Annotated in this window: 18 protein-coding genes and 1 pseudogene; 7 read left to right on the top strand and 12 right to left on the bottom strand. The window is 74.6% G+C overall.

What is annotated here, in order from left to right; all coding sequences use genetic code 11:
* The 7 genes and pseudogenes from pknB to H488_RS30950 form a co-directional block, all read right to left on the bottom strand.
* Complete coding sequence (pknB, locus tag H488_RS30980; protein WP_017834095.1) at nucleotides 1-2,049, bottom strand: Stk1 family PASTA domain-containing Ser/Thr kinase; 2,049 nt, start codon at nucleotides 2,047-2,049, stop codon at nucleotides 1-3.
* A 3-nt stretch (nucleotides 2,050-2,052) separates the two neighbouring features.
* Nucleotides 2,053-3,798, bottom strand: a complete 1,746-nt coding sequence (locus tag H488_RS30975; protein ID WP_017834094.1) for a protein kinase domain-containing protein — start codon at nucleotides 3,796-3,798, stop codon at nucleotides 2,053-2,055.
* Nucleotides 3,795-5,240, bottom strand: a complete 1,446-nt coding sequence (locus H488_RS30970; protein WP_017834093.1) for a peptidoglycan D,D-transpeptidase FtsI family protein — start codon at nucleotides 5,238-5,240, stop codon at nucleotides 3,795-3,797. Before H488_RS30970 ends, H488_RS30975 begins: the two co-directional genes overlap by 4 nt.
* 398 nt (nucleotides 5,241-5,638) lie before the next feature.
* A pseudogene (locus H488_RS30965) lies at nucleotides 5,639-6,997 on the bottom strand (FtsW/RodA/SpoVE family cell cycle protein); the annotation flags it as partial.
* A complete protein-coding gene (locus H488_RS30960) occupies nucleotides 6,994-8,490 on the bottom strand; it encodes a PP2C family protein-serine/threonine phosphatase (protein ID WP_017834091.1) in 1,497 nt (498 codons plus the stop codon). The gene H488_RS30960 and the pseudogene H488_RS30965, both read right to left, overlap by 4 nt.
* 3 nt (nucleotides 8,491-8,493) lie before the next feature.
* Nucleotides 8,494-8,991, bottom strand: a complete 498-nt coding sequence (locus tag H488_RS30955; protein WP_017834090.1) for an FHA domain-containing protein FhaB/FipA — start codon at nucleotides 8,989-8,991, stop codon at nucleotides 8,494-8,496.
* Nucleotides 8,992-9,768, bottom strand: coding sequence for an FhaA domain-containing protein (locus tag H488_RS30950; RefSeq protein ID WP_017834089.1), 777 nt, complete (start codon nucleotides 9,766-9,768; stop codon nucleotides 8,992-8,994).
* Between the two features lie 172 nt (nucleotides 9,769-9,940).
* Here H488_RS30950 and H488_RS30945 point away from each other — a divergent pair, with 172 nt between their 5' ends.
* From H488_RS30945 to rraA, 3 genes are read left to right on the top strand one after another with little or no spacing between them, the layout of a single operon-like run.
* The gene (locus tag H488_RS30945) at nucleotides 9,941-10,669 is read left to right on the top strand and encodes a PepSY domain-containing protein (RefSeq protein ID WP_017834088.1); all 729 of its coding nucleotides are present in this window, start codon (nucleotides 9,941-9,943) and stop codon (nucleotides 10,667-10,669) included.
* 4 nt (nucleotides 10,670-10,673) lie between these two features.
* The gene (locus H488_RS30940) at nucleotides 10,674-12,236 is read left to right on the top strand and encodes an MDR family MFS transporter (protein WP_017834087.1); all 1,563 of its coding nucleotides are present in this window, start codon (nucleotides 10,674-10,676) and stop codon (nucleotides 12,234-12,236) included.
* A 41-nt stretch (nucleotides 12,237-12,277) separates the two neighbouring features.
* A complete protein-coding gene (gene rraA / locus H488_RS30935) occupies nucleotides 12,278-12,757 on the top strand; it encodes a ribonuclease E activity regulator RraA (protein WP_017834086.1) in 480 nt (159 codons plus the stop codon).
* A 26-nt stretch (nucleotides 12,758-12,783) separates the two neighbouring features.
* On the opposite strand, the gene H488_RS30930 is transcribed toward rraA, so the two are convergent.
* The 4 genes from H488_RS30930 to H488_RS30915 all read right to left on the bottom strand — a co-directional run bounded on the left by H488_RS30930 (nucleotide 12,784) and on the right by H488_RS30915 (nucleotide 17,449).
* Complete coding sequence (locus H488_RS30930; RefSeq protein WP_017834085.1) at nucleotides 12,784-14,412, bottom strand: amidohydrolase; 1,629 nt, start codon at nucleotides 14,410-14,412, stop codon at nucleotides 12,784-12,786.
* 125 nt (nucleotides 14,413-14,537) lie between these two features.
* A complete protein-coding gene (locus H488_RS30925; RefSeq protein WP_017834084.1) occupies nucleotides 14,538-16,574 on the bottom strand; it encodes an NADPH-dependent 2,4-dienoyl-CoA reductase in 2,037 nt (678 codons plus the stop codon).
* Nucleotides 16,575-16,646: 72 nt separating this feature from the next.
* Nucleotides 16,647-17,195, bottom strand: a complete 549-nt coding sequence (locus tag H488_RS30920; RefSeq protein ID WP_017834083.1) for a hypothetical protein — start codon at nucleotides 17,193-17,195, stop codon at nucleotides 16,647-16,649.
* Nucleotides 17,196-17,224: 29 nt separating this feature from the next.
* Nucleotides 17,225-17,449, bottom strand: coding sequence for a hypothetical protein (locus H488_RS30915; protein ID WP_017834082.1), 225 nt, complete (start codon nucleotides 17,447-17,449; stop codon nucleotides 17,225-17,227).
* Between the two features lie 225 nt (nucleotides 17,450-17,674).
* Here H488_RS30915 and H488_RS30910 point away from each other — a divergent pair, with 225 nt between their 5' ends.
* The 4 genes from H488_RS30910 (at nucleotide 17,675) to H488_RS30895 (ending at nucleotide 21,369) form a co-directional block, all read left to right on the top strand.
* A complete protein-coding gene (locus tag H488_RS30910) occupies nucleotides 17,675-18,238 on the top strand; it encodes a Dps family protein (RefSeq protein ID WP_017834081.1) in 564 nt (187 codons plus the stop codon).
* Between the two features lie 83 nt (nucleotides 18,239-18,321).
* Nucleotides 18,322-19,089, top strand: coding sequence for an endonuclease/exonuclease/phosphatase family protein (locus tag H488_RS30905; protein ID WP_043739247.1), 768 nt, complete (start codon nucleotides 18,322-18,324; stop codon nucleotides 19,087-19,089).
* 307 nt (nucleotides 19,090-19,396) lie between these two features.
* Nucleotides 19,397-20,122, top strand: a complete 726-nt coding sequence (locus H488_RS30900; RefSeq protein ID WP_017834079.1) for a DUF1028 domain-containing protein — start codon at nucleotides 19,397-19,399, stop codon at nucleotides 20,120-20,122.
* Between the two features lie 47 nt (nucleotides 20,123-20,169).
* Nucleotides 20,170-21,369 carry a CapA family protein gene (locus H488_RS30895; protein ID WP_109222277.1) on the top strand — a complete coding sequence of 400 codons (1,200 nt, stop codon included), beginning with the start codon at nucleotides 20,170-20,172 and terminating at the stop codon, nucleotides 21,367-21,369.
* Nucleotides 21,370-21,372: 3 nt separating this feature from the next.
* On the opposite strand, the gene H488_RS30890 is transcribed toward H488_RS30895, so the two are convergent.
* Nucleotides 21,373-22,260, bottom strand: a complete 888-nt coding sequence (locus H488_RS30890; protein ID WP_017834077.1) for an endonuclease/exonuclease/phosphatase family protein — start codon at nucleotides 22,258-22,260, stop codon at nucleotides 21,373-21,375.
* Nucleotides 22,261-22,361: the final 101 nt, after the last annotated feature.

Here is a 22,361-nt window from a genome sequence, read left to right as displayed (position 1 = left end):
TCAGTCGCGCCGGGGCCCTCGGTCCGCGCCCTGCTCGAGCGCTTCGCGGGCCCGGTCGGCCGCCTGCTCGGGGATCCCGTCCTGCTCGTCGTCGTCGCGCGCCTCGGTCTCGGGGGAGTCCTCCGGGGACGTCTCGGCGGAGTCGTCCGGGGTGCTGCCGGGCTCGGACTCCTCCTCCTCCGGTGCGGCGGTCTCCTCGGCCTCCTCCTCGTCCTCGGTCGCCTCCGGGGACGGCGACGGGGTGGGCGAGGGGCTCGGCTCCGGAGCGGGCTCGGGCTCCGGGGCGACCGCCACGGTGAGCGTGATCGTCGAGCCCTGCGGCGCGGACTGTCCGGCGTCGACGCTCTGGTCCACGACCTGCCCGGCGGGCACTCCGGCCCGGGGGGTGGTGACGACCTCGGACGAGAGGCGGACCGCGTCCGCGCCGAGGGCCGCGACCGCCTCCTGCCGGCTCAGGCCCACGAGCTGCGGCACGGTCACCCGCCCCGTGGACAGCACGAGCTGCACCTCCGAGCCGCTCGGAACGGTGGTCCCGCCGGCCGGGTCGGTGGCGACCAGCATCCCCTGGGGCACCCACGGGCTGTTCGCCGTGCGGGTCGCCCCGGCCTCGAGCCCGGCGGCCTCCAGGGCGTCCCGCACGTCCTCCTCGGACCGGCCCGCGAGGTCGTCGGGGACCTCCACCTCGGCGGGCCCCCGCGAGACCGCGAGGACCACGGCGGAGCCCTCCTCGACCTGTGTGTCGGCCGTGGGATCGGTGCCCACGGCGTCGCCCTCGGGCACCTCGTCGTCGAAGACCTCCTCGCGCTGCGGCACGAGCTCCGCGTTGCGCAGCGCCGTCTCGGCCACCGCCGCGTCCATCCCCGCCACGTAGGGGACGGCGACGAGCGCGGGTCCGCCGCGCTGGTCCTGGACCCACTGGAGGGCCACGACCCCGAGGACGGCGAGGACCGCGAGGGCGAGCAGGCCGATCAGCGCCGCGCGCAGCGGTCGCCGTCGGCGGTCCCGCGCAGGGGTCGAGCCGCTGCCGGGGTCGTCCGCCGGCACCGGCGCCGCGGCGACCGCCGTGCCCGCCGCCGTCGGCGGGGCGGCCGCCCCGGCGGGCACGGGCACGGGCACGGGCGGGAGGGTCTTGGTGTCCTCGTCCCGCTGCCGCACCGCGTGCAGGGGCTGGGTGGCGTCCAGGTCCCCCGGCACCGCGGGGCGCAGCTCGCGCAGCGCCCGGCGCATCTGCCCGGCGTCCTGGAAGCGGGCGGAGCGGTCCTTGGCGAGGGCCTTCGCCAGGAAGTCGTCGACGCGCCCGCCGAGCCGCGGGTCCAGCTCCGAGGGCGCGGGGGGATGGTCCCGGACGTGCTGGGCGGCGATGTCCACCGAGGACCCGCCCACGAACGGCGCCCGGCCCGTGAGCATCTCGAAGAGCACGCACGCGGCGGAGTAGAGGTCGGAGCGGGCGTCCACGGACTCGCCCCGGGCCTGCTCCGGGGACAGGTACTGCGCGGTGCCGAGGACGGCCTGGGCCTGCGTCAGGGCCGGCGAGGTGTCCTCCACGGCCCGGGCGATGCCGAAGTCCATGACCTTGATCTGCCGCTCGGGGGTGACAATCACGTTGGCGGGCTTGATGTCCCGGTGGACGATGCCGGCCCGGTGGCTGTACTCCAGGGCGTCGAGGATGCCCAGGGTGATGTCCACGGCCTCCTGGGGCGTCACGGCGTTCTCGTGGATCAGCTCCCGCAGGGTCCGGCCGGGCACGTATTCCATCACGATGAACGGCCGGTCCACGCCCTCGTCGGTCGTCGCGAGGATCTCGCCCGTGTCGTAGACCGAGACGATGGAGTGGTGGTTCAGGGCGGCCACGGACTGGGCCTCGCGCTTGAACCGCTCGTGGAAGGTGCCGTCCCGAGCCAGTTCGGGGCGCAGCACCTTGATGGCCACCCGCCGGCCCAGCCGCAGGTCCCGCCCCAGGTGGACGGTGGCCATCCCGCCGCGGCCGATGGTCTCGCCCACCTCGTAGCGGTCGTTGATGAGGGAGGGGACGGGGTTCCGGCCCGGCACGGCTCAGCCCTCCTGGCCGGGCCCGGTCGGTGTCGCGGTGGGCGAGGGCGATCCGGTGGTGGGGGCGGTGGTGGTCTCGGGCGCGGCGGCGACCCACATCTCGATGGTGTCGCCGGGGCGGACGGTGGACCCGCCCAGGGGCTGGGTGCGCAGCACGGTCCCTGGCTCGGCGTCCTCGGTGGTCTCGTCGTAGCGGATGATGTTCACGCCCAGGAGCCGGATCTCGTCGATCAGCGGGTCGGCCGGGCGGCCGACCATCCCGGAGGGCAGCTCCACGGTGTCCGGGCCGGTCGAGTAGACCACCGTGATGGTGGTGCTCCGCGCCACCTGGCCCACCGGGTTCAGGGACAGGACGGTGTTCTGCTCCTCGGCGGCGGTGCGGCCCTCGCGCTCCACGGGGAAGCCCAGGTCGGAGAGTTCCTGCACCACCTCGTCCACCGGCCGGCCCTCGTAGCGGGCGGCGAGGACCTCCACGGTGTCCGCGCCGGGCTGCTCCGCCGCCGGGGGCGTCGGCTCGCCGGGCACCGTCGAGGTCGAGACGGTGCCCGTGGGGGAGGGCTCCTGGCTCACGGGCGCCGGCTCGCGCAGCAGGAAGAACCACAGCAGCCCTGCCACGAGGAGCAGCACCAGGAGCACCGGCAGCAGCCAGGCCCACACCGAGCGGCGCTCCCGGCGCTCCTCGGGACGGGCCGGACCGGTGCCGGGGCCCTCCCCGGGGCCCTCCGGGCCGTCGACGACGTCCAGCTCGGCGGTGATGGGCCGTGGCCCGCCGGCGGCGGCGGCTCCGGTCGCCGCGGCGGCCGCGGTGCGGTCCCGGTCCAGCACCTGCGTCGGCTCGTCGCGCACGGGCTCGAACGCCTGGGTGGCGTCGTCGTCGGGCAGGTCGAGGAAGGGGCGCATCCCGGGGACGGCCGCGACCGCCGCGTCCTCGTCCCCGCGGCGGATGGCGTCCACGGCGGTGGCCAGGGCGCCGGCCGTGGCAGGGCGGTCCTTGGGGTCCTTCGCCAGCATCGACATCAGCAGCGCACGCACGGTCTCGGGCACGCTGTCCTTCAGCGGCGGCGGCGGGTCGTTGACCTGCGCGAGGGCGATCGCGATCTGCGACTCCCCGGTGAACGGGCGGCGCCCGGCCAGGCACTCGTAGCCGATGATGCCCAGCGAGTAGATGTCCGAGGACCCCGTGGCGGTCTGACCCGTGGCCTGCTCGGGCGCGAGGTACTGGGCGGTGCCCATGACCTGCCCGGTGGCCGTGAGGGGCACCTGGTCCGCCAGGCGGGCGATGCCGAAGTCCGTGACCTTCACCCGGTTGTCCGGGGTGATGATGAGGTTGCCGGGCTTCACGTCGCGGTGCACCAGGCCCTGGGCGTGCGCGGCCGCCAGCGCCCGTGCGGTCTGCCCGATGTAGTTGAGCACGGTGTCCGGGGCGAGCGTCTTCTGCCGCTCGATGATGTTGGACAGCGGCTCGCCCGGGACCAGCTCCATCACGAGGAAGGCGGAGCCCTCCTCCTCGCCGTAGTCGAAGACGTTGGCCACCCCGGGGTGGTTCAGGAGCGCGGTGTGCCGGGCCTCGGCGCGGAAGCGCTGCAGGAAGTTCGGGTCCCCGTTGTACTCCTCCTTGAGGATCTTCACGGCCACGATCCGGCCCAGGACCCGGTCCTTGGCCTTCCACACCTCACCCATGCCGCCGATCGCGATCCGATCGGTCAGTGCGTAGCGCCCGCCCAGGACGGTGCTCGACGATGGTCTCACTTGTTCAACACCGCCTCGAAGAGTCGCTTGGCACCGGGACTGGTCAGGGAGGCGCCCGTCGCCACGTCCACGTCCTCGAAGACGACGGCGAGGGCCACCTGGGGGTCGTCGGCCGGCGCGAAGCCCGTGAACCAGGAGTCGTTGAGGCCTTCGTCCGAGCCGATCTCGGCGGTGCCCGTCTTCCCGGCCACCTCGACCCCCGGGACGGCCGCGCCGCGGGCGATGCCGTCCTCGACGACCTGCACCATCAGGTCCGAGACGGTCCCGGCGACGTCCGCGCTCGTGGAACGGCGCAGCTGCTCCGGGTTGAGCTCCTCGATCACGGACAGGTCGGCGGAGCGCACGGTGCGCACGAGCTGGGGCTTCATCTGCACGCCGTTGTTGGCGATCGTGGCGCTCATCATGGCCACCTGCAGGGGCGTGGTGCGCACGTCGTACTGGCCGATCGAGGACAGCGCGAGCTGGGCCTCGTTGAGCTCCTCGGGGAACACCGACGGGGTCACCTTGAGCGGCACCGAGAGGGGCTCCCCGTAGCCGAAGTTCCGGGCGGTCTCCCGGATCGCGTCCTCCCCGAGGTCCAGGGCGATCGAGGCGAACGGCGTGTTGCAGGACTGCTCGAGCGCGAACTCCAGGTCCGCCTCCGCACGGGCGGTGCAGCCGCCGCCCACGTAGTTGGGCAGGGTCACGTCGGTGGCGGGCAGGGGCAGCTCCTGGGGGTTCGGGATCAGGGTCTCCGTGGTGTAGTCCCCGGACTCGAGGGCGGCCACGGTGTCGATGATCTTGAACGTCGAGGCGGGGGCGTAGAGGTCACCGGCGACGGCCCGGTTGACGAGGGGCGCGTCGGGGTCCGCGTTGAGCCGTTCCGCGGCGGCGATCACGGAGCCCGAGTCGTGCGAGGCCAGCTCGTTGGGGTCGTAGCCCGGGGTGGAGACCATGGCGAGGATCGCGCCCGTCTCCGGGTCGAGGGCTACGATCGAGCCCTTCCGGCCCTCGAGCACCTCGGCCGCGGTCTGCTGCAGCACCGGGTCGATGGTGAGCTCGACCGACGCGCCCGTGGGCTGGTTCCCGGAGAACATGGAGACCACGCGGTCGTAGAACTGCTCGTCGGAGGCGCCGGAGAGCTCCTCGCCGAGGGCCGCCTCGAGCCCGGTGGCGCCGTAGACGAGGGAGAAGTAGCCCGTGAGGTGCCCGTACGTCAGCGGGTCCGCGTAGACGCGCTGGTACTCGAAGTCGTCCTCCGAGGGCACGGAGGACGCCTTCGGGTCCCCGTCCACGAGGATCGCCCCGCGGTCCGCGCCGAACTGGTCGTAGAGGCTGCGGTTGTTCCACGGGTGCGCCTCGAGGGTGCGCGCCGCGACGAACTGCACGTAGGTCAGCGCGAGGAGCAGCACGGTGAAGATCGCCACGCCGGCCACCCAGGTGTGTCGGATCGCCCGGTTCACGATGCTCCTCCGTTCTCGGTGCTCCGGGACCCGCCGGGGCCCCTGCGGTCCTTGTCGGTGAGGCGGGACATCGCCTCGGTGGGGGTGCCGCCGTGGTGGTCCGCGTCCTCGGCGTCCCGGTGCCCGTCGAGGCCCGCGGCGGCGATCGGCTCGGTGGCGGCGGTGTCGGCGGGCACCGCCGGGCCGCGGGCCGTGTCGGCCCCGGTGCCCCGCCCTCCGGCGGCGCGGTCCACCCCGTCCGCCTGCCCCGCGTCCTGCTCGGGCCCGTCCGGATCCGTCCCGGCGCGGCGGTCCCGGCGGCGTCCCGGGCGCTCGGCGCGCTCCTCCTCGTCGCGCCGCGCCGCCTCGCGCAGCGCGGCCTCGTGGGCGGCGATCTCGGCGAGGTCGGCCTCGGTGGCCGGACCGGTGACCACGGGCCGGCGGGCCGTGTGGGAGATCGCCAGGATGATCGCCGCGATGATCCAGTTGGACAGCAGCGAGGAGCCGCCCGCGGACATGAACGGGGTGGTCAGCCCGGTCAGGGGGATGAGCCGGGTGACCCCGCCCACCACCACGAACAGCTGCAGCACGATGACCGCGGACAGCCCCGCCGCCAGCAGCTTGCCGAAGGAGTCACGGGTGCCCAGGGCGGCCCGGAAGCCCCGGGTGACGAACAGGAAGAACAGCACGAGCACGGCGCTCAGGCCGATGAGCCCCAGCTCCTCGCCGAACGCGGTCATGATCATGTCCGAGTTGGCGTAGGAGACGAGGTCCGGCCGGCCCTGGCCGAGCCCCTGCCCGAAGAGCCCGCCGGAGGAGAGCCCGAACAGGCCCTGGACGATCTGCCCGGAGCCGCCCGGGGCCCGGTTGTACACCTCCGGGTCGAACGCGTTGAGCCAGGAGTCCAGGCGTGCCGCCACGTGGCCGAAGGTCTGGCTCGCGAAGAACCCTCCGACGGCCACGAGCAGCAGCCCGATGACGATCCAGCTGAGCCGGCTCGTGGCGAGGTAGATCATGGCCAGGAAGAGGCCGAAGAACAGGATCGCGGAGCCGAGGTCCCGCTGGAACACCAGCACGCCGATCGCGATGATCCACGCCGCGAACATCGGCGCCATGTCCCGGAACCGCGGCAGGCGCACGGGGCCGATCTTCTTGCCGGCCAGCAGGATGAGGTCCCGGTTGGTCGAGAGGTAGCCGGCGAAGAAGACGGCCAGGGTGATCTTGGCGACCTCCCCGGGCTGGAAGGTGCGACCGCCCACCGAGATCCAGATCCGGGCGCCGTTGAGCTCCAGGCCGAGACCGGGCAGGAGGGGCAGGAGCAGCAGCAGCCCGCTGAGCACCAGGCAGATGTAGGTGATCCGCCGCAGCACCCGGTGGTCCTTGAGGAACCAGAGCACCAGGCAAGCGGCGGTCATGGCGAAGGCCGTCCACACCACCTGGGAGCCCGCGGCCGTCTGGTCCGTGGTGAGGTCGATCCGGTGGATCATGGCGATGCCCAGCCCGTTGAGGGCCACCACGATCGGCAGGACATAGGGGTCCGCGTACTTGGCCCGCAGCCGCAGCACCACGTGCAGGACCAGCGCGCCGATGCCCAGGACCAGCCCGGAGACGAGGAGGTGCGGGTCCCCCGAGCCCACCTGGTCGGGGTCCACGAGGACGTTCGCGCCCACGCCGATGCCCACGGCGAGCACGAGCAGGAGCAGCTCGGTGAGCCGCCGCGGCTTCTGGCGGGGCTCGGCCTGCTCCTCCCGGGGGGAGGTCGCGGCGGGGGCGCTCATCCGTCACCACCGGGAGAGGCCGCGGGCGAGGGGGTGGGCGAGGCGGTGGGGGAGGCGGTGGCCCGCTGGACGGTGCCCGTCGGGCGCGGCTCCGGGCCGGGCGTCTCCTCGGGCACGGACTCGCGCAGCTCGCCCACGATCCGCTCCGCCTCCTCGAGGCTGCCGGCGGGGATGGCGTTGCGGACCCGTTCCTGGGCGAAGCCCGGGAGGTCCTCGACCCGCAGATCCGTGGCGCGCTCGAGGTCGCTGAGGCTCACGGGCCCCAACGACTGGGAGACGCCGTTGTAGATCGCCACGTTGCCCTGCTGCTCGCCGACGTAGTACTGCGAGCTGATCCAGCCGCTCGTCAGCCAGCCCCCGGCCACGAGCAGCAGCCCTGCCGTGGCCAGCGCGAGCACGGCCACGGCGCGCCGGTGGCGGCGCCGGCGCGGGGACGGGACGGTGGCGTCGGCCCGGTGCAGCGCCGACTCGACGTCCCGCGGATCGGCCAGCGTGTCCGGGGCGGAGGTCTGCAGGAGGGTCGCGCGGCGCTCCAGGACGCTGTCGCTCACGGTGGGGATGCGCCCGGTCTGGGTGGCGTTGGCGGCGGCGCCCACCAGCAGGTGCGGGCGCGCGGCGAGGTCGCGGCGCAGCGCGGCCGCCGAGGACTCGGCCTCGGCGGTCCCCTGCGTCCCGGCGTCCCCGGTGATCTCGTCCGAGGTGCGGGCGAACTCCGGGTCCGGGACGGCGCCGCGGGCCTCGCCGGCCTGCGGCACGGGGGCGGTGTCGTCGGTCTCGAAGACCTGGACGACCACCACGGTCACGTTGTCGGGGGCCCCGCGGTCCAGGGTCAGCTCCACGAGCGTGTCCACAATCTGGTTGAGGTCGTCGGTGGAGCCCAGCACCGAGTGGATGGTCTCCGGGCGGACCACGGCGTTGAGCCCGTCGGAGCACAGCAGCCAGCGCTCGCCGCGCTCCGGGCGGAGGGTCTCCACGTCGATCTCGGGGGAGGCGTCGACGTCCCCGAGCACGCGCATGAGGACGTTCTTGTGCGGGTGGGACTCGGCCTCGTCCGGGCGCAGCCGGCCCTCGTCGATGAGCCGCTGGACGAAGGTGTGGTCCTTGGTGACCTGGCGGAACTCGTCGCCCCGCAGCCGGTACGCGCGGGAGTCCCCGATGTGGGCCACGACGAGCTCGTCCTGGTCCGCGAGCAGGGCCGTGACGGTGGTGCCCATGCCGCCCAGGCGTGCGTTGCCCAGGACCAGCTTGGCGAGGTTCTGGTTGGCGTTCTGGATCTCGTCCGTGAGCACGGTGGCGCCGTCGCCGTGGTGGTCCGGGCGGTCGAGGCTCGTGAGGTCCATGACCGCGGAGGCCGAGGCGACGTCCCCGCCCACGTGCCCGCCCATGCCGTCGGCGACCACGGCGAGGTGACGGCCCGCGTAGGCGGAGTCGTCGTTCTTCGAGCGGACCCGGCCCACGTCGGAGCGCGCCGCGTAGCGGAAGGCGATCGCCATGCGTCAGGACCTCAGTTCCAGGACGGTCTTGCCCACCCGGAACGGGGTCCCGGGGTCGAGCGGCACGGCCCGGGAGAGGCGCTGCTGGCCGACGAAGGTGCCGTTGGTGGAACCGAGGTCCTCGAGGAACCAGCGGGAGCCCTGCGGGAACAGCCGGGCGTGGCGCCCCGAGGCGTAGTCGTCCCCGAGGGGCACGGTGGCCTCGGGGGAGCGGCCCAGCAGCACCGGGGCGTTGCCCAGCGGGTAGCTGCGGCCGCGGAGCGGGCCGTCGAGGACGACCAGGGTCTGAGGGCGGGAGCGCTGCCCGGTGCTGGGGCCCGCGGCGGGCGGCACCGGGTCCTCCACGGCGCCCCGGCGCTCGGCGCGGGACCTCGTGAGCACCGCCGGGAGCTTCCCGCCGACCGCCAGGTCACGACCCTGGCTGGCGACGATGCTGAAGATGAAGATCCAGAGCAGCGCCAGGAAGCCGAAGCGGAGCAGGGTGACGGTGAGTTCGGACATTCAGCGGTTCCCCTTCGGGGTCAGGAGGCGGAACGTGATCCTGGTCCGACCCATGGTGATCACGGAGCCGTTGACCAGCTCGGTGCGGCCGATCACCCGCTCCCCGTCCACGTAGGAACCGTTGGTGGAGCCGAGGTCCACGGCCACGAAGTGCTCGCCCTGCCGCCGGATCTCGAGGTGCTTGCGGGACACGCCGGTGTCCTCCACGGTGATGTCCGCCTCGGCGGAGCGGCCCAGCACGATCGAGTCCGCGTTGATGGAGTAGCGCGCGCCGTCGACGTCGAGCACCGGGATCCAGTGCTGCGCGGGCACGGAGCGCGTCGGCTCCCCCTCGTCCTCCTCCCGGCGGTGGCCGCGGGCGATCCGCTGCCCGCTCGGGGTGGCGGGGGTGTTGGGGGACTCGGCGGTGCGCTGGGCCGAGGAGTGGACGCGGAACTCGCCGGCCTCCACCTCCGGGTTGCGGGTGAAGGACACCTTCACCGCCCCCTGGAGCGTGTAGGCCTGGCTGCGGGCGTGCTTGATGACGACGTCGCACAGCTCCTCCGCGAGCGGCGTGCCCCAGTCCTGGGCGCGCGGGAAGTCCTCGTCCGAGAACTCCACGACGAAGACGTTGGGGGCCATGGTGCGGCCGGCGGAGATCGTGAACGCCTCCTGGTCGAGCTCCCGCCGGAGGGCACTGGCGATCTCGACGGCCTCCACCCGCTTCCGGGAGCCGGTGGAGAAGGTGGCGCGGACGGCCTTCTCGATGTTCTTCTCGAGGCTCTCGAGGAATCCCATGCCGCCTCCTTCCTGGCGTCGATCACGGTGCGCATGCACCCGGTCCCGGGTCAGGCGTTCTCCAGGATAGTAGACGCGACGCCTGTGAGCCCGGTGGGGTGTCCGCGCCGGGCGGGTCAGCGCCCCGGTCACGTCCTTGCCAGGGGGTCCGCAGGGGAGAAGAATCCCGGGTATGAAGCACACTGACCGAAGGCACCTGTCCCTGGCGGCGCTCGCCCTCTCCGCCCTGCTCCTCACGGGCTGCGGCGGCGACGGGGGTGACGGCGGCGCCGGAGGGGACGGCACCACCGCCCCGGCGGAGACCGGCGCCCCGGCCGACACCGCCACCCCCGACGACAGCGCGAGCCCGGACGACACCGCCACCCCGGACGACAGCGCGAGCCCCGACGACAGCGCGAGCCCCGACGACGACGGCACCGCCACGGCCTCCGGCTCGGCCTCGCCCTCGGAGAGCCCCGGCGACGACGCCACCGGCGGGTCCGGCGGCGAGGCGGCCGTCGTGGCCTCCGCGGTCGCCGCGGCCGAGGACGCGGTGGGCGGTGACGCCCAGGCCTTCGAGATCGGACGGGAGGACAGCCCGGCCAGCTGGGAGATCACCGTCGCCGCCGACGACCGCGAGCACCAGGTGTACGTCTCGCAGGACGGCGAGGACGTGATCAGCCAGGAGGAGGAGGGCGGCCTCGACAGCGACGACGGCGAGAAGCTCGCCCAGGTCCGGGTGCCCCTCGACGAGGGGCTGGCCACGGCGCTGGAGACGGTCAACGGCACGGTCGACGAGGCGCAGCTCGAGACGGAGGACGGCACGACCGTGTGGGAGGTCGAGATCGACGAGCCGGACGGCAACTCCGTGGACGTGTTCGTCAACGTCGAGGACGGCTCCGTGCTGAAGATCGACCGCTGACCCCGTGGTCGCGGACCCCAGCCGCACGGAGCGCCGCCGGCTGCGGCTGACGTTCCTGGGCCTGCTCATGGCGGTCCTGCTGGCCGCCCTCGACCAGACGATCGTGGCCACGGCGCTGCCCTCGATCGTCGGGGACCTGGACGGGCTCGACCGGATCTCCTGGGTGGTCACGGCGTACGTGCTCGCCGCCACCGTGGGCCTGCCGGTCTACGGGAAGCTGGGCGACCTCTACGGGCGCAAGCGGATCTTCCTGCTGGCCGTCGTGGTCTTCCTGCTCGGCTCCGTGCTCTCGGGCGCCGCCCAGGACATGACGCAGCTCATCGTCCTCCGCGCGCTGCAGGGCCTGGGCGGCGGCGGCCTCCTGATCGGGGCGCAGGCGATCATCGCGGACCTCGTGCCGGCCCGCGAGCGCGGCCGGTACATGGGCGTGATCGGGGCGGCCTTCGGTCTCGCCTCGGTGAGCGGGCCGCTGGTCGGCGGGTTCCTCACGGACCTCGTGAGCTGGCGGTGGGTGTTCTACATCAACCTGCCGCTGGGCCTGGTGACGCTCCTGTTCATCCCCCGCTTCCTGCACCTGCCGCACGTCCCCCGGGGACGGGTGCGCCTCGACGTGCTGGGCACGGCGCTGCTGGCGCTGGGCAGCGTGGCGTTCGTGCTCCTCACCACGTGGGCCGGCACGGCGTACGCGTGGTCGAGCCCGCGGATCCTCGGCCTCGCCGGGGCGGTCCTGGTGCTCGGCGTGCTGTTCGTGCTGGTGGAGCGCCGCGCCGCGGAGCCGATCATCCCGCTGCACCTGTTCCGCGTGCGCAACTTCGTGGTGCCCACCGCGGCGGCCGTCGGCATGGGCGTGATCATGTTCGCGACCATCACCTACCTGCCCACCTACCTGCAGATGGTCGACGGCGCCTCGGCCACCACCGCCGGCCTGATGATGATCCCCGTGACGGCCGGGATGCTCGTCGGCACGATCGGCACCGGCCGCCGCATCGCACGCACGGGGCGCTACAAGCACTGGCCCGTGCTGGGCTCCGCGGTGATGGCCGCCGGGCTCGCGCTGCTCTCGCTGATCGACGAGTCCACCCCGTACGCCCTGACGGCCGCGGGGATGGCCGTCACCGGTCTCGGCATCGGCTGCCTCATGCAGAACCTCGTCCTGATCGTGCAGAACGCGGTGCCGCCCGCGGAGCTGGGGGCCGCGACGTCGTCGTCGAACTTCTTCCGCCAGATCGGGGCGTCCTTCGGGATCGCCGTGTTCGGCTCCGTCTTCGTCGCCCGGCTCGACGACGCGCTCGGGGGCCGCGCCGTGCCCGCCCTCGACCTCGACGCCCTGAGCCCCCAGGTGCTCGCGGGACTGCCCGCCCCGGTGCAGGAGGCCGTCGCGCAGGCCTTCGCCCAGGCGCTGCCGCCGATCTTCCTGTGGGGTCTCCCGGTCGCGGCGGCGTGCCTCGTGCTGTCCCTGCTCATCGAGGAGATCCCGCTGGGCACGACCGTGCCCGCCGCGCGGGAGGAGGCGCCGGGGCCGGCCGCGGCGCCCGCCGGGGCCGAGCGCGGCGGTTCCGCTGGCTAGGCTGGTGCCGGAACCACCACCGGATGCCTCAGGAGCAGCTCATGACCGATCCGCGCCCGTTCACCACCGCCGACCTCTACGACGAGCGCGGGGAGCAGCTGATGTCCTGCCCGCGCCAGTTCCTCGACCTGGGCGGGACGGCCGCGTTCACCGGGCCGGTGCGCACGGTCCGCTGCTTCCAGGACAACGGCCTGGTGAAGGCCGTGCTCAACTCCCCGGGGGAGGGCGCGGTCCTCGTCGTGGACGGCCACGGCTCCATGGGCACCGCGCTCATGGGGGACATGATCGCCGAGTCCGCGGTGCGCAACGGGTGGGCCGGGGTCATCATCAACGGCCCCGTGCGGGACCGGGTCGCCCTGGCCGGGCTGCCCCTCGGGGTCAAGGCCCTGGGCTCCAACCCGCGCAAGTCCGCCAAGGACGGCGTCGGGGAGCAGGACGTGCCGGTCGTCATCGAGGGCGTGACCTTCCGCCCGGGCCGGACGGTGTGGGCCGACGAGGACGGGATCCTCGTGGAGGGCTGAGCGCTGTCCGCTCCGTCCGGCGCCGTTCAGCCGGCGCGGTGGGTGAGCCGGCCGCCGCGGTAGGTCGCGCGCACGCCGATGTGCTCCACCGACCCGCCCCGCCGGTGCACCTCGAGGGGGTTCTCCTCCAGCACCACCAGGTCCGCGAGCTTGCCCGGGGCGAGCGAGCCGATCCGGTCGAACATCCCCAGCGCCTTCGCGGCCTCGGACGTGTAGGCGGCGAGGGCCTGCAGCACGTCGAGCCGTTCCCCGGCGGGCCCGAAGCGCCGTCCGTCACCGTCGAGGCGGTCGGTCCAGGCCTGGACCGAGCGCAGCACGTCGCCGTCGGCGACCGGCCGGTCGGAGCTGCCCGCCAGCCGCACCCCGGCGTCCAGGAAGCTGCGGCCCCGGTAGGTCCAGTCCGTGCGCTCGGGGCCCAGGAGCCGGCGGAACTGGGCGGCCATGGGGCGCAGGAAGCCGATCTGCGGGGTCACCACGATCCCCGCGGCCGCGAGCCGCGGCAGCTGGTCCGGGCGGGTGATGCTCGCGTGCTCGATCCGGTTGGGCAGCCGGTGGCGCCCGTGCTGGTCCTGGCAGCGGGTGATCACATCGATCGCGAAGTCGATGGCCCGGTCCCCGATCGCGTGGGCGGCCACCGACCAGCCCGCGCGGTACGCCGCGTGGATCGCCTCGGCCATCTGCTCGGGGTTCTCCTGGAAGTAGCCCGTCGAGTGGCCTCCGCAGAACGCCTCGGTCACGGCGGCGGTCTCCCCGAGCAGCGAGCCGTCCACGAACACCTTGACCGGTCCGAGCCTGAGCTCGTCGTCGCCGAAGCCGGTGCGCAGCCCGAGGTCGAGCCCGCGCTCGGAGCCGTCCCCGAGGCCGCTGATCCCGTGCAGGACGTCCAGCACGGGCATCACCTGGGCCCGGGCGTGCAGGACGCCGGCGTCCCGGGCCTGCTGGTAGGCCTGCAGCTCGGAGGGGTTGTGCCCGATCCACCCGGCGCCCACCCCCGCCTCGGCGAACGTGGTGATGCCCTCGGCGGCGTAGCGGGCGGTGGCGCGGTCGAGCGCCGCCACGATCCGGTCCACCGGGTAGGGGCGGAACAGCTCCTGCACCACGGCCTGGGCGGTCTCCTCGACCAGGCCCGTGGCGCGGCCGGTGTCGTCCCGCACCACCCGCCCGCCCACCGGGTCCGGGGTCCCCGGGGTGAAGATCTCCGCCCGCCGCAGCGCCTCGGAGTTCACCACCGCCGCGTGGCCGGACGTGTGCCGGACGAACAGCGGCGTGCGGCCCGTGATGCGGTCGAGGACGTCGATGTCGGGCAGCGACCCGCCCACGGTGGCGGGGAGGAAGCCGGTGGCCATGAGCCACTCCTCGTCCCGCGGCTTCGCGGCCATGCCGCGCTCCAGGGCCGCGTACAGCTCGTCCAGGGATGTGCAGCCGGAGAGGTCCACCTCCGCCAGGCCGAGCCCGAACCACGCGGTGTGGCAGTGCGCGTCCACGAACCCCGGCAGCACGGTGGCCCCGCCGAGGTCCACGGTCTCGGCCGCCGGCACGTCCGGGTCGTCGAGGACCACGATCCGCCCGCCGTGCACGCCGAGGCTCGACGCCGTCGGGCGGTCCGGGTCCATGGTCAGGACCGTGGCGTTGACGAGCAGGAGGTCGAGCTGCATGGGGATCCTTTCCGCGGGAGTGACCCCATCGTGGCACCCGGGGCCCGGTCCCGCACATCGCCGCACGGCGCGGCCCGCTCCTGGCCCGGCCCTGCCCCGCCAGGCCGGGCCCGGGCCGGGAGCGGTCAGCCCAGGGCGGCGACGAGCTCCGTGGCCTGCCGGATCGCCCGCTTGGCGTCCAGCTCGGCCGCCACGTCCGCCCCGCCGATGAGGTGCACCGGTACGGCGCCGGTGTCGTGGCCGGTCCCCAGCAGCGTGTCGTGCAGCCGCCGCAGCGGCTCCTGGCCCGTGCACAGCACCACGGTGTCGACCGGCAGCACCTGCTCGACCGGCTCCGTGCCGTCGGGTCCCGGCGCGGTGAGGTGCAGCCCGTCGTCGTCGATCCGCCGGTACACGACCCCGCTCAGGGTGCGGACGCCGCCGGCCCGGAGCGAGGTCCGGTGGATCCAGCCGGTCGTGCGGCCCAGGCCGGCCCCGAGCTTGCCGGGGGAGCGCTGCAGCAGCGTCACCTCGCGCGCCGGGCGCCCGGGCCGGGGCTCGACCAGCCCGCCCCGGGCGGACAGCGTCGTGTCGACGCCCCACGCGCGGTAGAAGTCCGTGCCGGCGGAGTGCAGGAGGAACTCGGCGACGTCGAAGCCGATGCCCCCGGCGCCCAGGACCGCGACCCGGCGTCCCACGGGCGCCCCGTGCTGCAGGACGTCCCGGTAGCCCACGACCGAGGGGTGCTCCACCCCCTCGATCGCGGGCACGCGCGGTTCCACGCCGGTGGCGAGCACGAGCCGGTCGAAGCCGCGCAGGTGCCCGGGCCCGGCCTCCGTCCCGAGCCGCACCTCCACCCCCAGTTCGGCGAGCCGCACCCCGTAGTAGCGCAGCGTCTCCGCGTACTCCTCCTTGCCGGGGATGCGCAGCGCCATCAGGAACTGCCCGCCGATCCGGTCCGCCGCCTCGAAGAGGGTGACGGCGTGCCCGGCCTCCGCGGCGCCGACGGCGAAGGCCAGCCCCGCGGGGCCCGCGCCGACCACGCCGATCCGCTCGGCCCGGCGGGTGGGGCCGAGGCGCAGCAGGGTCTCGTGCCCGGCCCGCGGGTTGACCAGGCAGGACGCCGTGCGGCCCGCGAAGGTGTGGTCCAGGCACGCCTGGTTGCACGCGATGCACGTGTTGATGGTGTCCGCCCGGCCGCGCGCGGCCTTGACCACGAAGTCCGGGTCCGCGAGCAGGGGCCGGGCCAGGGACACCATGTCGGCGTCCCCGTCCGCCAGGATCCGCTCCGCGGTCTCCGGGGTGTTGATCCGGTTCACGGCGACCAGCGGGATCCCGACCTCGCCCTTGAGCCGGCGCGTCACCCAGGAGAAGCCGCCGCGGGGGACGACCGTGGCGATCGTGGGGATGCGCGCCTCGTGCCAGCCGATGCCGGTGTTGAGCAGGGTGGCGCCGGCGGCCTCGACCGCCCGGGCCAGTGCCACGACCTCCTCGAGCGTGGAGCCGCCGGGGACCAGGTCCAGCATGGAGAGCCGGTAGATGAGGACGAAGTCCGGGCCGGTGCGCTCGCGGACGCGGCGGACGATCTCCACGGGCAGGCGCATCCGGTTCGGGTAGCACCCTCCCCACTCGTCGGTGCGGTGGTTGGTCTCGGCGGCGACGAACTCGTTGATGAGGTAGCCCTCGGAGCCCATGATCTCCACGCCGTCGTAGCCGGCCTCCCGGGCGAGCGCGGCGGTGCGGGCGAAGTCCTCGATGGTCCGCTCGATCTCCTCCGCGGTGAGCTCGTGCGGCACCACGGGGCTGATGGGGGCACGCAGGGAGCTCGGGGCCACGGCGGCCGGGGCCTTGGCGTAGCGGCCGGAGTGCAGGATCTGCAGGGCGATCCTGCCGCCCTCGGCGTGCACGGCGCCGGTCACCAGGCGGTGCCGGGCCACCTCCTCGGGGGTGCGCAGGAGAGCACCCCCGGCCCGGGTGGCGCCCTCGGGGTTCGGCCCCACGCCGCCCGTGACGATGAGTCCCACCCCGCCCCGCACCCGCTCCGCGTAGAACTCCGCGAGCCGCTCGAACCCTCCGGGCAGCTCCTCGAGACCGGTGTGCATCGATCCCATGAGCACCCGGTTGGGCAGGGTGGTGAAGCCCAGGTCCAGGGGTGCGAGCAGGCGCGGATAGGGCACGGTCATCTGATACTCCTCGTCTCAGGTACTTGGTCACCGTAGGCGAGGAGTGAGCCGCCTCACAAGCGCGGCACGGGCTCAGAGCGCGGCCAGCAGGTCCTTCCAGGCCGCGCGCCACCGCACGACGTCCTCCGCGGAGGCCAGGCCGGTGTGCGCGAGGGCCACCGTGGCGCGGCCACCGGCCTTGGCGCCGATGTTCGCGGAGACCCTGGACCCGTCGGCGAGGCGAGCCCGCCAGTAGCGCCACTTCGCGGTGGCGGCGGTGGTGGGCGGCTGCTGGAACGGGACGCCGCCGACCTCCGTGCGGCCGGCCATGAGCGCGCTCCACCGGGCGAGCGCCTCCTCCGGGGTGCCGGTCACGGTGCGGCTCGCGCTCGCCCCGAAGGTGCCGTCCCCGGCCTGACCGGGCCGGCGGGCGCCCGTGTGCTGCTCGTAGGCCACCGCGACGGCCTGCGCCCACCACTCGTGGTTGTCGACGGCGCCCTCGAGCTGCTCGGCCACTCGGCGGGCGAGCTCGGCGTGGCCCATCGTCCGGGCGCCGAGCTCGTCGAGCCGGGCCGTCCAGGTCTCCCACGGGACGCCGGTGGCCCGCGCGATCCCGGCGGTGCTGGTGCTGCGGGTGCTCATGGGACCCAGGGCAGCGGCGGCGCGCCGGGTCAGTCCCCGGCCGTGGGGCCGGGGCCGCCTGCCCCCGCGCCGAAGTCCGGGTCGGCGGGGTCCGCGGCGTCCCCCGCGCTCGGCACGCGCTGGCCGGCGTTGGTCTGGCCCAGGGGGTCCGGGGCCGTCTCGAGGTCGCGCGCCGGGGTGTCGGGGACGCCGACGTCGTCGGCCAGGTGCGGGTCGTCGGGGAGCTGGTCGCCGGAGGCGGGAGTCGTGTCCATGGGCCCCAGCCAATCAGTGGCTCCGCGTCCTGGCAAGGCCCCGATCAGGCGTCCTGCGGCGGGCGCGCATCCCCTGGATATCGCGGACAGCGAAGCGAATGGACAGGGTGCTGACAGTGGGTGGGAGGCGTGCCATAGTGGGGGCAGAGGCCCGTCCCGCGGGCCGCCCGCAGTTGTCGAGCCAGGCCGCCGCCCCGCGGCGGCCGGAAACACGGAGACGAACTCATGGCCACCTCGAACCAGCGCACCGCCCCCTACACCGTGCCCGGCCTGTCCACCGAGAACGGTCACGAGGTCGCCCAGACGCTCCAGCAGCGCCTGCACGCCCTCAACGACCTCCAGCTCACGCTCAAGCACGCCCACTGGAACGTGGTGGGCCCCAACTTCATCTCGGTCCACGAGATGCTGGACCCGCAGATCGAGCTCGTGCGCGGCTTCGTCGACGAGCTCGCCGAGCGCATGGCCACCCTGGGCGTGGGCCCCTCCGGGCTGCCGAGCGATCTCGTCCAGGCCCGCACCTGGGACGACTACTCGGTCCACCGCGCCACCGGCGTGGAGCACCTCGCCGCCCTCGACATCGTCTACAACGGCGTGATCGAGGACCACCGCGACGCGATCCAGAAGGTCGGCGAGCTCGACCCCGTCACGGAGGACATGCTCATCGGCCACGTCAAGGAGCTCGAGCTCTTCCAGTGGTTCATGCGCGCCCACCTCGAGAACAGCGGCGGCGACCTCCAGCACGGCGGCGCCCGCACGGAGCAGGGCGCGGCGGAGTCCGCCGCCCAGTAGTCCGCCCCGCGACCGTGGCAGCCCACGCCCGCCCCGGCCCCGCCGACCCCCGTGGTCCGCGGGGCCGGGGCGCGTTCACGGCCATGACCTTCAACGTCCGGCGTCCCCTGCCGAAGTACGGCCGGATGGCGCCGGACGCGTGGTTCACCCGGGCCCCCGCCGTGCAGGCCGTGCTCCGGGCCCACCGGCCGGAGCTGGTCGCCCTCCAGGAGGTCCTCCCGGAGCAGCTGCACCACGTCCGGCAGGCCCTGGGGCCGGACCACGTCCTCCTGGGCGGGGGCCGGGACGCCGACGGCGGCGGCGAGCGGTGCCTGCTGGCCGTGGACACCGCCCGCTTCCGGATCGAGCGCTGGCAGCAGCGGTGGCTGTCCGCGCTGCCGGAGGTCCCGGGGTCGAAGGTGCCGGGGGACCTCTTCCCCCGCACCCTGGTGCTGGCCGACCTCACGGACCGGCGCACGGGAGTGGCCTGGCGGGTGGGCGCCACCCACCTCGACCCGTGGCCGGAGCGGGCGCGGCTGCGCCAGCTGGCCGCGCTCCAGGGCCTCCTCCTCGGGTGGGACGGCCCCCTGGTGCTCCTCGGGGACATGAACGCGGCTGCCGGCCGCTCCCGCACCTGGGACGCCGCGCTCGCCGGCGGGCTGCGGGACACCCTGCCCCCGGACGCCGCGGGGACCTTCCCCCGCTACCGGGAGCCCGGGGCCAGGACGCCGCGCCTGGACTGGATCCTGTACGGCGGCCCGGTCCGCGTGCTCGACGCCCGGGTCCTGGCCGAGCGTCCGCGCGGGGTGTGGGCCTCGGACCACTTCCCGGTGCGGGCCGAGCTCGAGCACGACGGCGGCCCCGCCTCCTGAGGCCGGGACCGCCGTGCCCGGCACGCGGCGCTCCCCAGGGCGGCGATCCGTGCTCCGCGTGCCATCCGCCGCCTCCCGGTGGTAGGAATGAGCCGTCCGCCCGGGAGCACCCGGCAGGTGCTCCGTGCGGCCGCCCTGCCGGTGCGCACCCGGTCGTGGGTGTCGTCCCACCCTGTGCACCCGGGACGGCCCGCCACCAGCACCGCGGGCCCGGCGTGCCGGGGTGGAGGACGTCCCGCCCCGGTCCGCGCGGGGCATCCATCGACAACGAACCGGCCGGCACGGACGTGCCGGCCAGGAGGTGCTCGTGACCTACACCGTGATCGCCCGGAGCGCGGACTCCCGCCTGCTCGGCGCCGCCACGGCGAGCTGCTCGCTCGCCGTGGGCAACGCCGTGCCGGCCCTCGTGCCCACCGCCGGGGTGGTCGCCTCCCAGGCGTGGACCAACCGGCGGCTGCGCTTCGAGATGCTCCGCACCCTGCACCACGGGGGCACGGCCGAGGAGGCGATCGCGGCCCTGACCGACGCCGACCCGGACCTGGCGCTGCGCCAGGTGGCCGTCCTGCCCGTGGCGGGGCCCGGCGCCCACCTCACCGGCAGCCTGTGCACGCCCTGGGCGGGGGGCGTGGCCGGGGCCGACTTCGTGGTGATCGGCAACTACCTGACCGGCCCGGAGGTCGTCGAGTCGATGCGCGCCGCGATGGACGAGGCGCTCACGGGGTCCGGGCCGACCAGCACCGAGATGGCCGGCGCGCTCCTGGCCTGCCTGCGCGCGGGCCGGGACGCGGGTGGGGACAGCCGGGGGCAGCAGAGCGCCGCGGTGCTCGTGGCCGACACGCTCGCGGGCTTCCAGTACCCCGTGCTGCTCGACGTCGACCTGCGGGCCGACAACTCGCCCACCCCGCTGGAGGACCTGGAGGAGATGCTCGCGCTGAAGGGCAGGGCCCACCCGGCGCCGGCCGAGGTGGTGCCCAGCACCGAGGTCCCGCACCGTCCCGAGGACGAGGGGCTCTGGTCGACGGTCCTGTCCTGACCTCCCTCGGGTGGGCGGCCCCCGCCGGGGTGGCCTACCCTCGGTCCATGAGTTCTCGTCGTGTCCTCCCGCCGGTGCGCTACGGCCCCGCGGCGGGCCTGACCGCGGTCCTCCTGGCGGGGGCGACGGTCCTCGCCGGCTGCTCCCCGGAGCCGGCCGGGCCGCCGGCGAGCGCTCCGGACGGGACCGGGGCGGCGTCGTCGGCCCCCGCGACGCCGGAGGCGGCCCCGGACCGGCTGGAGGTCGTGGTCACCGGCGACGTCCTGCTCCACCCGGGGCTGTGGGCGCAGGCCGAGGCGGACGGGGACGGGGAGCTGGACTTCGGCCCGCTCGTGGAGGGCCTGCGCCCGTTCACGGAGGACGCCGGCCTCGCCGTCTGCAACATGGAGACCCCGCTCGCCGCGGCCGAGGGCCCCTTCTCCGGGTACCCCTCGTTCGAGGTGCCGCCGCAGATCGTCCCGGCGCTGGCGGACCTCGGCTACGACGCGTGCACCACGGCCTCGAACCATGCGGTGGACGCCGGCCCGGAGGGCCTCGAACGGACCCTCGACGTCCTGGCCGACGCCGGGATCGCGACCACCGGCACGTACCGCGCCGCCGAGGACGCGCGGGAGCCGCTGGTCCTGGACGCGGACGGCGTGCGGGTGGGCCTGGTGACCGGCACCTACGGGCTCAACGGCAACGTCCCGGACGCCGCGTGGCGCGTGGACCTGCTGGACGTCCCCGAGATGGTCCGCAAGGCGCGCGCGGCCCGGGCGGCGGGGGCGGAGATCGTGCTGGCCGCGGTGCACGCCGGCGAGGAGTACTCCTCGGCGCCCGACCGGCAGCAGTTCGAGGTCACGCACGCGCTCGCCGACAGCGGGGAGTTCGACTTCGTCTACGGCCACCACACGCACTCGGTGCTGCCGATCGAGAAGCGCGGGGACACCTGGATCGTGCACGGCCTGGGCAACAGCGTCTCGGAGCACGCCACCCGGGTGCCGGTCAACAACGAGGGCCTGACGGTCAGCATGTCCTTCGCGCGCGAGGACGGGGAGTGGGTGGCCGGGGACCCGGTGTGGACCCCGCACATCCTCACCCTGGACCCGATCCGGTGGTGCGCGCTGCCGGCCGAGGACGTCTGCCGCTCCCGCGAGGAGGACGCGGCGTCCCTGGCGCGCACCGCGCGGACCGTGGGGTCGATGGGGGCGGAGGCCGACGGCGCCCGCCCGTGGCGCCCGCTCGCCCTCGGTCCCGCAGGGGAGTAGCGCTCAGTCCCGGTCGAGGGTGACGAGCGCCTGCACCGGGGCGTGGTCGCTGGGGTGGCCCCCCGCGAAGCGGGCGGTGTTGATCGCGGCGCGGCGCACCCGGACGCCGGGGCCGGCCAGCACCCAGTCGATCCGCTCCTCGCCCTCCACGGCCTCGCCGTAGTCCGGGAAGGTGCCCCACGCGGGGGTGAGCCGTTCCTCGGCGGCCGTCCAGGTGTCGGCGAGCACCCCGGAGCCCACGAGCGTCTCGTAAGCCCCGGAGTCCCCCGCCTCCGCGTTGAAGTCCCCGGTGACCAGGGTGGGGGTGTGCGGGTGGAAGCTGTGCACGAGCTCGACCAGGGCCTCCGCGCTGCGGTCCCGGGCGGTCTCGGAGTCGTGGTCGAAGTGGGTGTTGACGAGCACGAGGTCGGTGCCGGTGCCACGGTCCAGGAAGCGGCCCCAGGTGACGATGCGCGGGATGTCGTTGCCCCAGGTGGTGGAGCCGATGAGCTCCGGGGTGCCGGAGAGCCAGAACTGGTCCCACTCCACCAGCTCCAGGCGCCGGGCGTCGTAGAAGATCGCGGAGTACTCGCCCTTGCTGCCCCCGGCGCGCCCGTAGCCGACCATCCGGTAGCCGGCGGGCAGCGCCCGCTCCACCGCCGGCAGCTGGTGGTGGAGGGCCTCCTGCACCCCGAGCAGCGTGGGCTGCTCGAGCTGCAGCAGCCGCGCCAGCCGGGGCGCGCGGTCGGGCCAGTGGTCCGGGTTCCCGGCGTGCGTGCCGCTGTGGTGGAAGCGGATGTTGTAGCTCATCACGTGCAGGGCGCGGCCCGTGGCGGGACCGATGAGCGGCACCGCGGGATCGGCGACGCCGGGGGTCGTGGAACGGTCGAGAAGGACGGTGTCTGAGGACATCACTGCTCCAGGGTGGGGGAGTGCGGGGGCGTCGTCGTCCCATGGTGGACCGGGCGGCCCGACCACGGTGCCACCGAGGGGGAACCCCCGGTGATCATCCG

The sequence above is a fragment of the Kocuria sp. UCD-OTCP genome, from assembly GCF_000349605.1.
GTDB classification, from domain to species: Bacteria; Actinomycetota; Actinomycetes; order Actinomycetales; family Micrococcaceae; genus Kocuria; species Kocuria rosea.
Note: the sequence above shows the minus strand (reverse complement) of the source record. Positions and strands in the feature narration are given on the sequence as shown.

Bases quoted from the DNA above. Each gene is read 5' to 3' on its own strand.
- H488_RS30915 (WP_017834082.1), bottom strand. From the start codon at position 17,449: ATGGACACGACTCCCGCCTCCGGCGACCAGCTCCCCGACGACCCGCAC.
- H488_RS30905 (WP_043739247.1), top strand. From the start codon at position 18,322: ATGACCTTCAACGTCCGGCGTCCCCTGCCGAAGTACGGCCGGATGGCG.
- H488_RS30950 (WP_017834089.1), bottom strand. From the start codon at position 9,768: ATGGGATTCCTCGAGAGCCTCGAGAAGAACATCGAGAAGGCCGTCCGC.
- H488_RS30925 (WP_017834084.1), bottom strand. From the start codon at position 16,574: ATGACCGTGCCCTATCCGCGCCTGCTCGCACCCCTGGACCTGGGCTTC.
- H488_RS30930 (WP_017834085.1), bottom strand. From the start codon at position 14,412: ATGCAGCTCGACCTCCTGCTCGTCAACGCCACGGTCCTGACCATGGAC.
- rraA (WP_017834086.1), top strand. From the start codon at position 12,278: ATGACCGATCCGCGCCCGTTCACCACCGCCGACCTCTACGACGAGCGC.
- H488_RS30945 (WP_017834088.1), top strand. From the start codon at position 9,941: ATGAAGCACACTGACCGAAGGCACCTGTCCCTGGCGGCGCTCGCCCTC.
- H488_RS30910 (WP_017834081.1), top strand. From the start codon at position 17,675: ATGGCCACCTCGAACCAGCGCACCGCCCCCTACACCGTGCCCGGCCTG.
- H488_RS30920 (WP_017834083.1), bottom strand. From the start codon at position 17,195: ATGAGCACCCGCAGCACCAGCACCGCCGGGATCGCGCGGGCCACCGGC.
- H488_RS30955 (WP_017834090.1), bottom strand. From the start codon at position 8,991: ATGTCCGAACTCACCGTCACCCTGCTCCGCTTCGGCTTCCTGGCGCTG.
- H488_RS30895 (WP_109222277.1), top strand. From the start codon at position 20,170: ATGAGTTCTCGTCGTGTCCTCCCGCCGGTGCGCTACGGCCCCGCGGCG.
- H488_RS30960 (WP_017834091.1), bottom strand. From the start codon at position 8,490: ATGGCGATCGCCTTCCGCTACGCGGCGCGCTCCGACGTGGGCCGGGTC.
- H488_RS30890 (WP_017834077.1), bottom strand. From the start codon at position 22,260: ATGTCCTCAGACACCGTCCTTCTCGACCGTTCCACGACCCCCGGCGTC.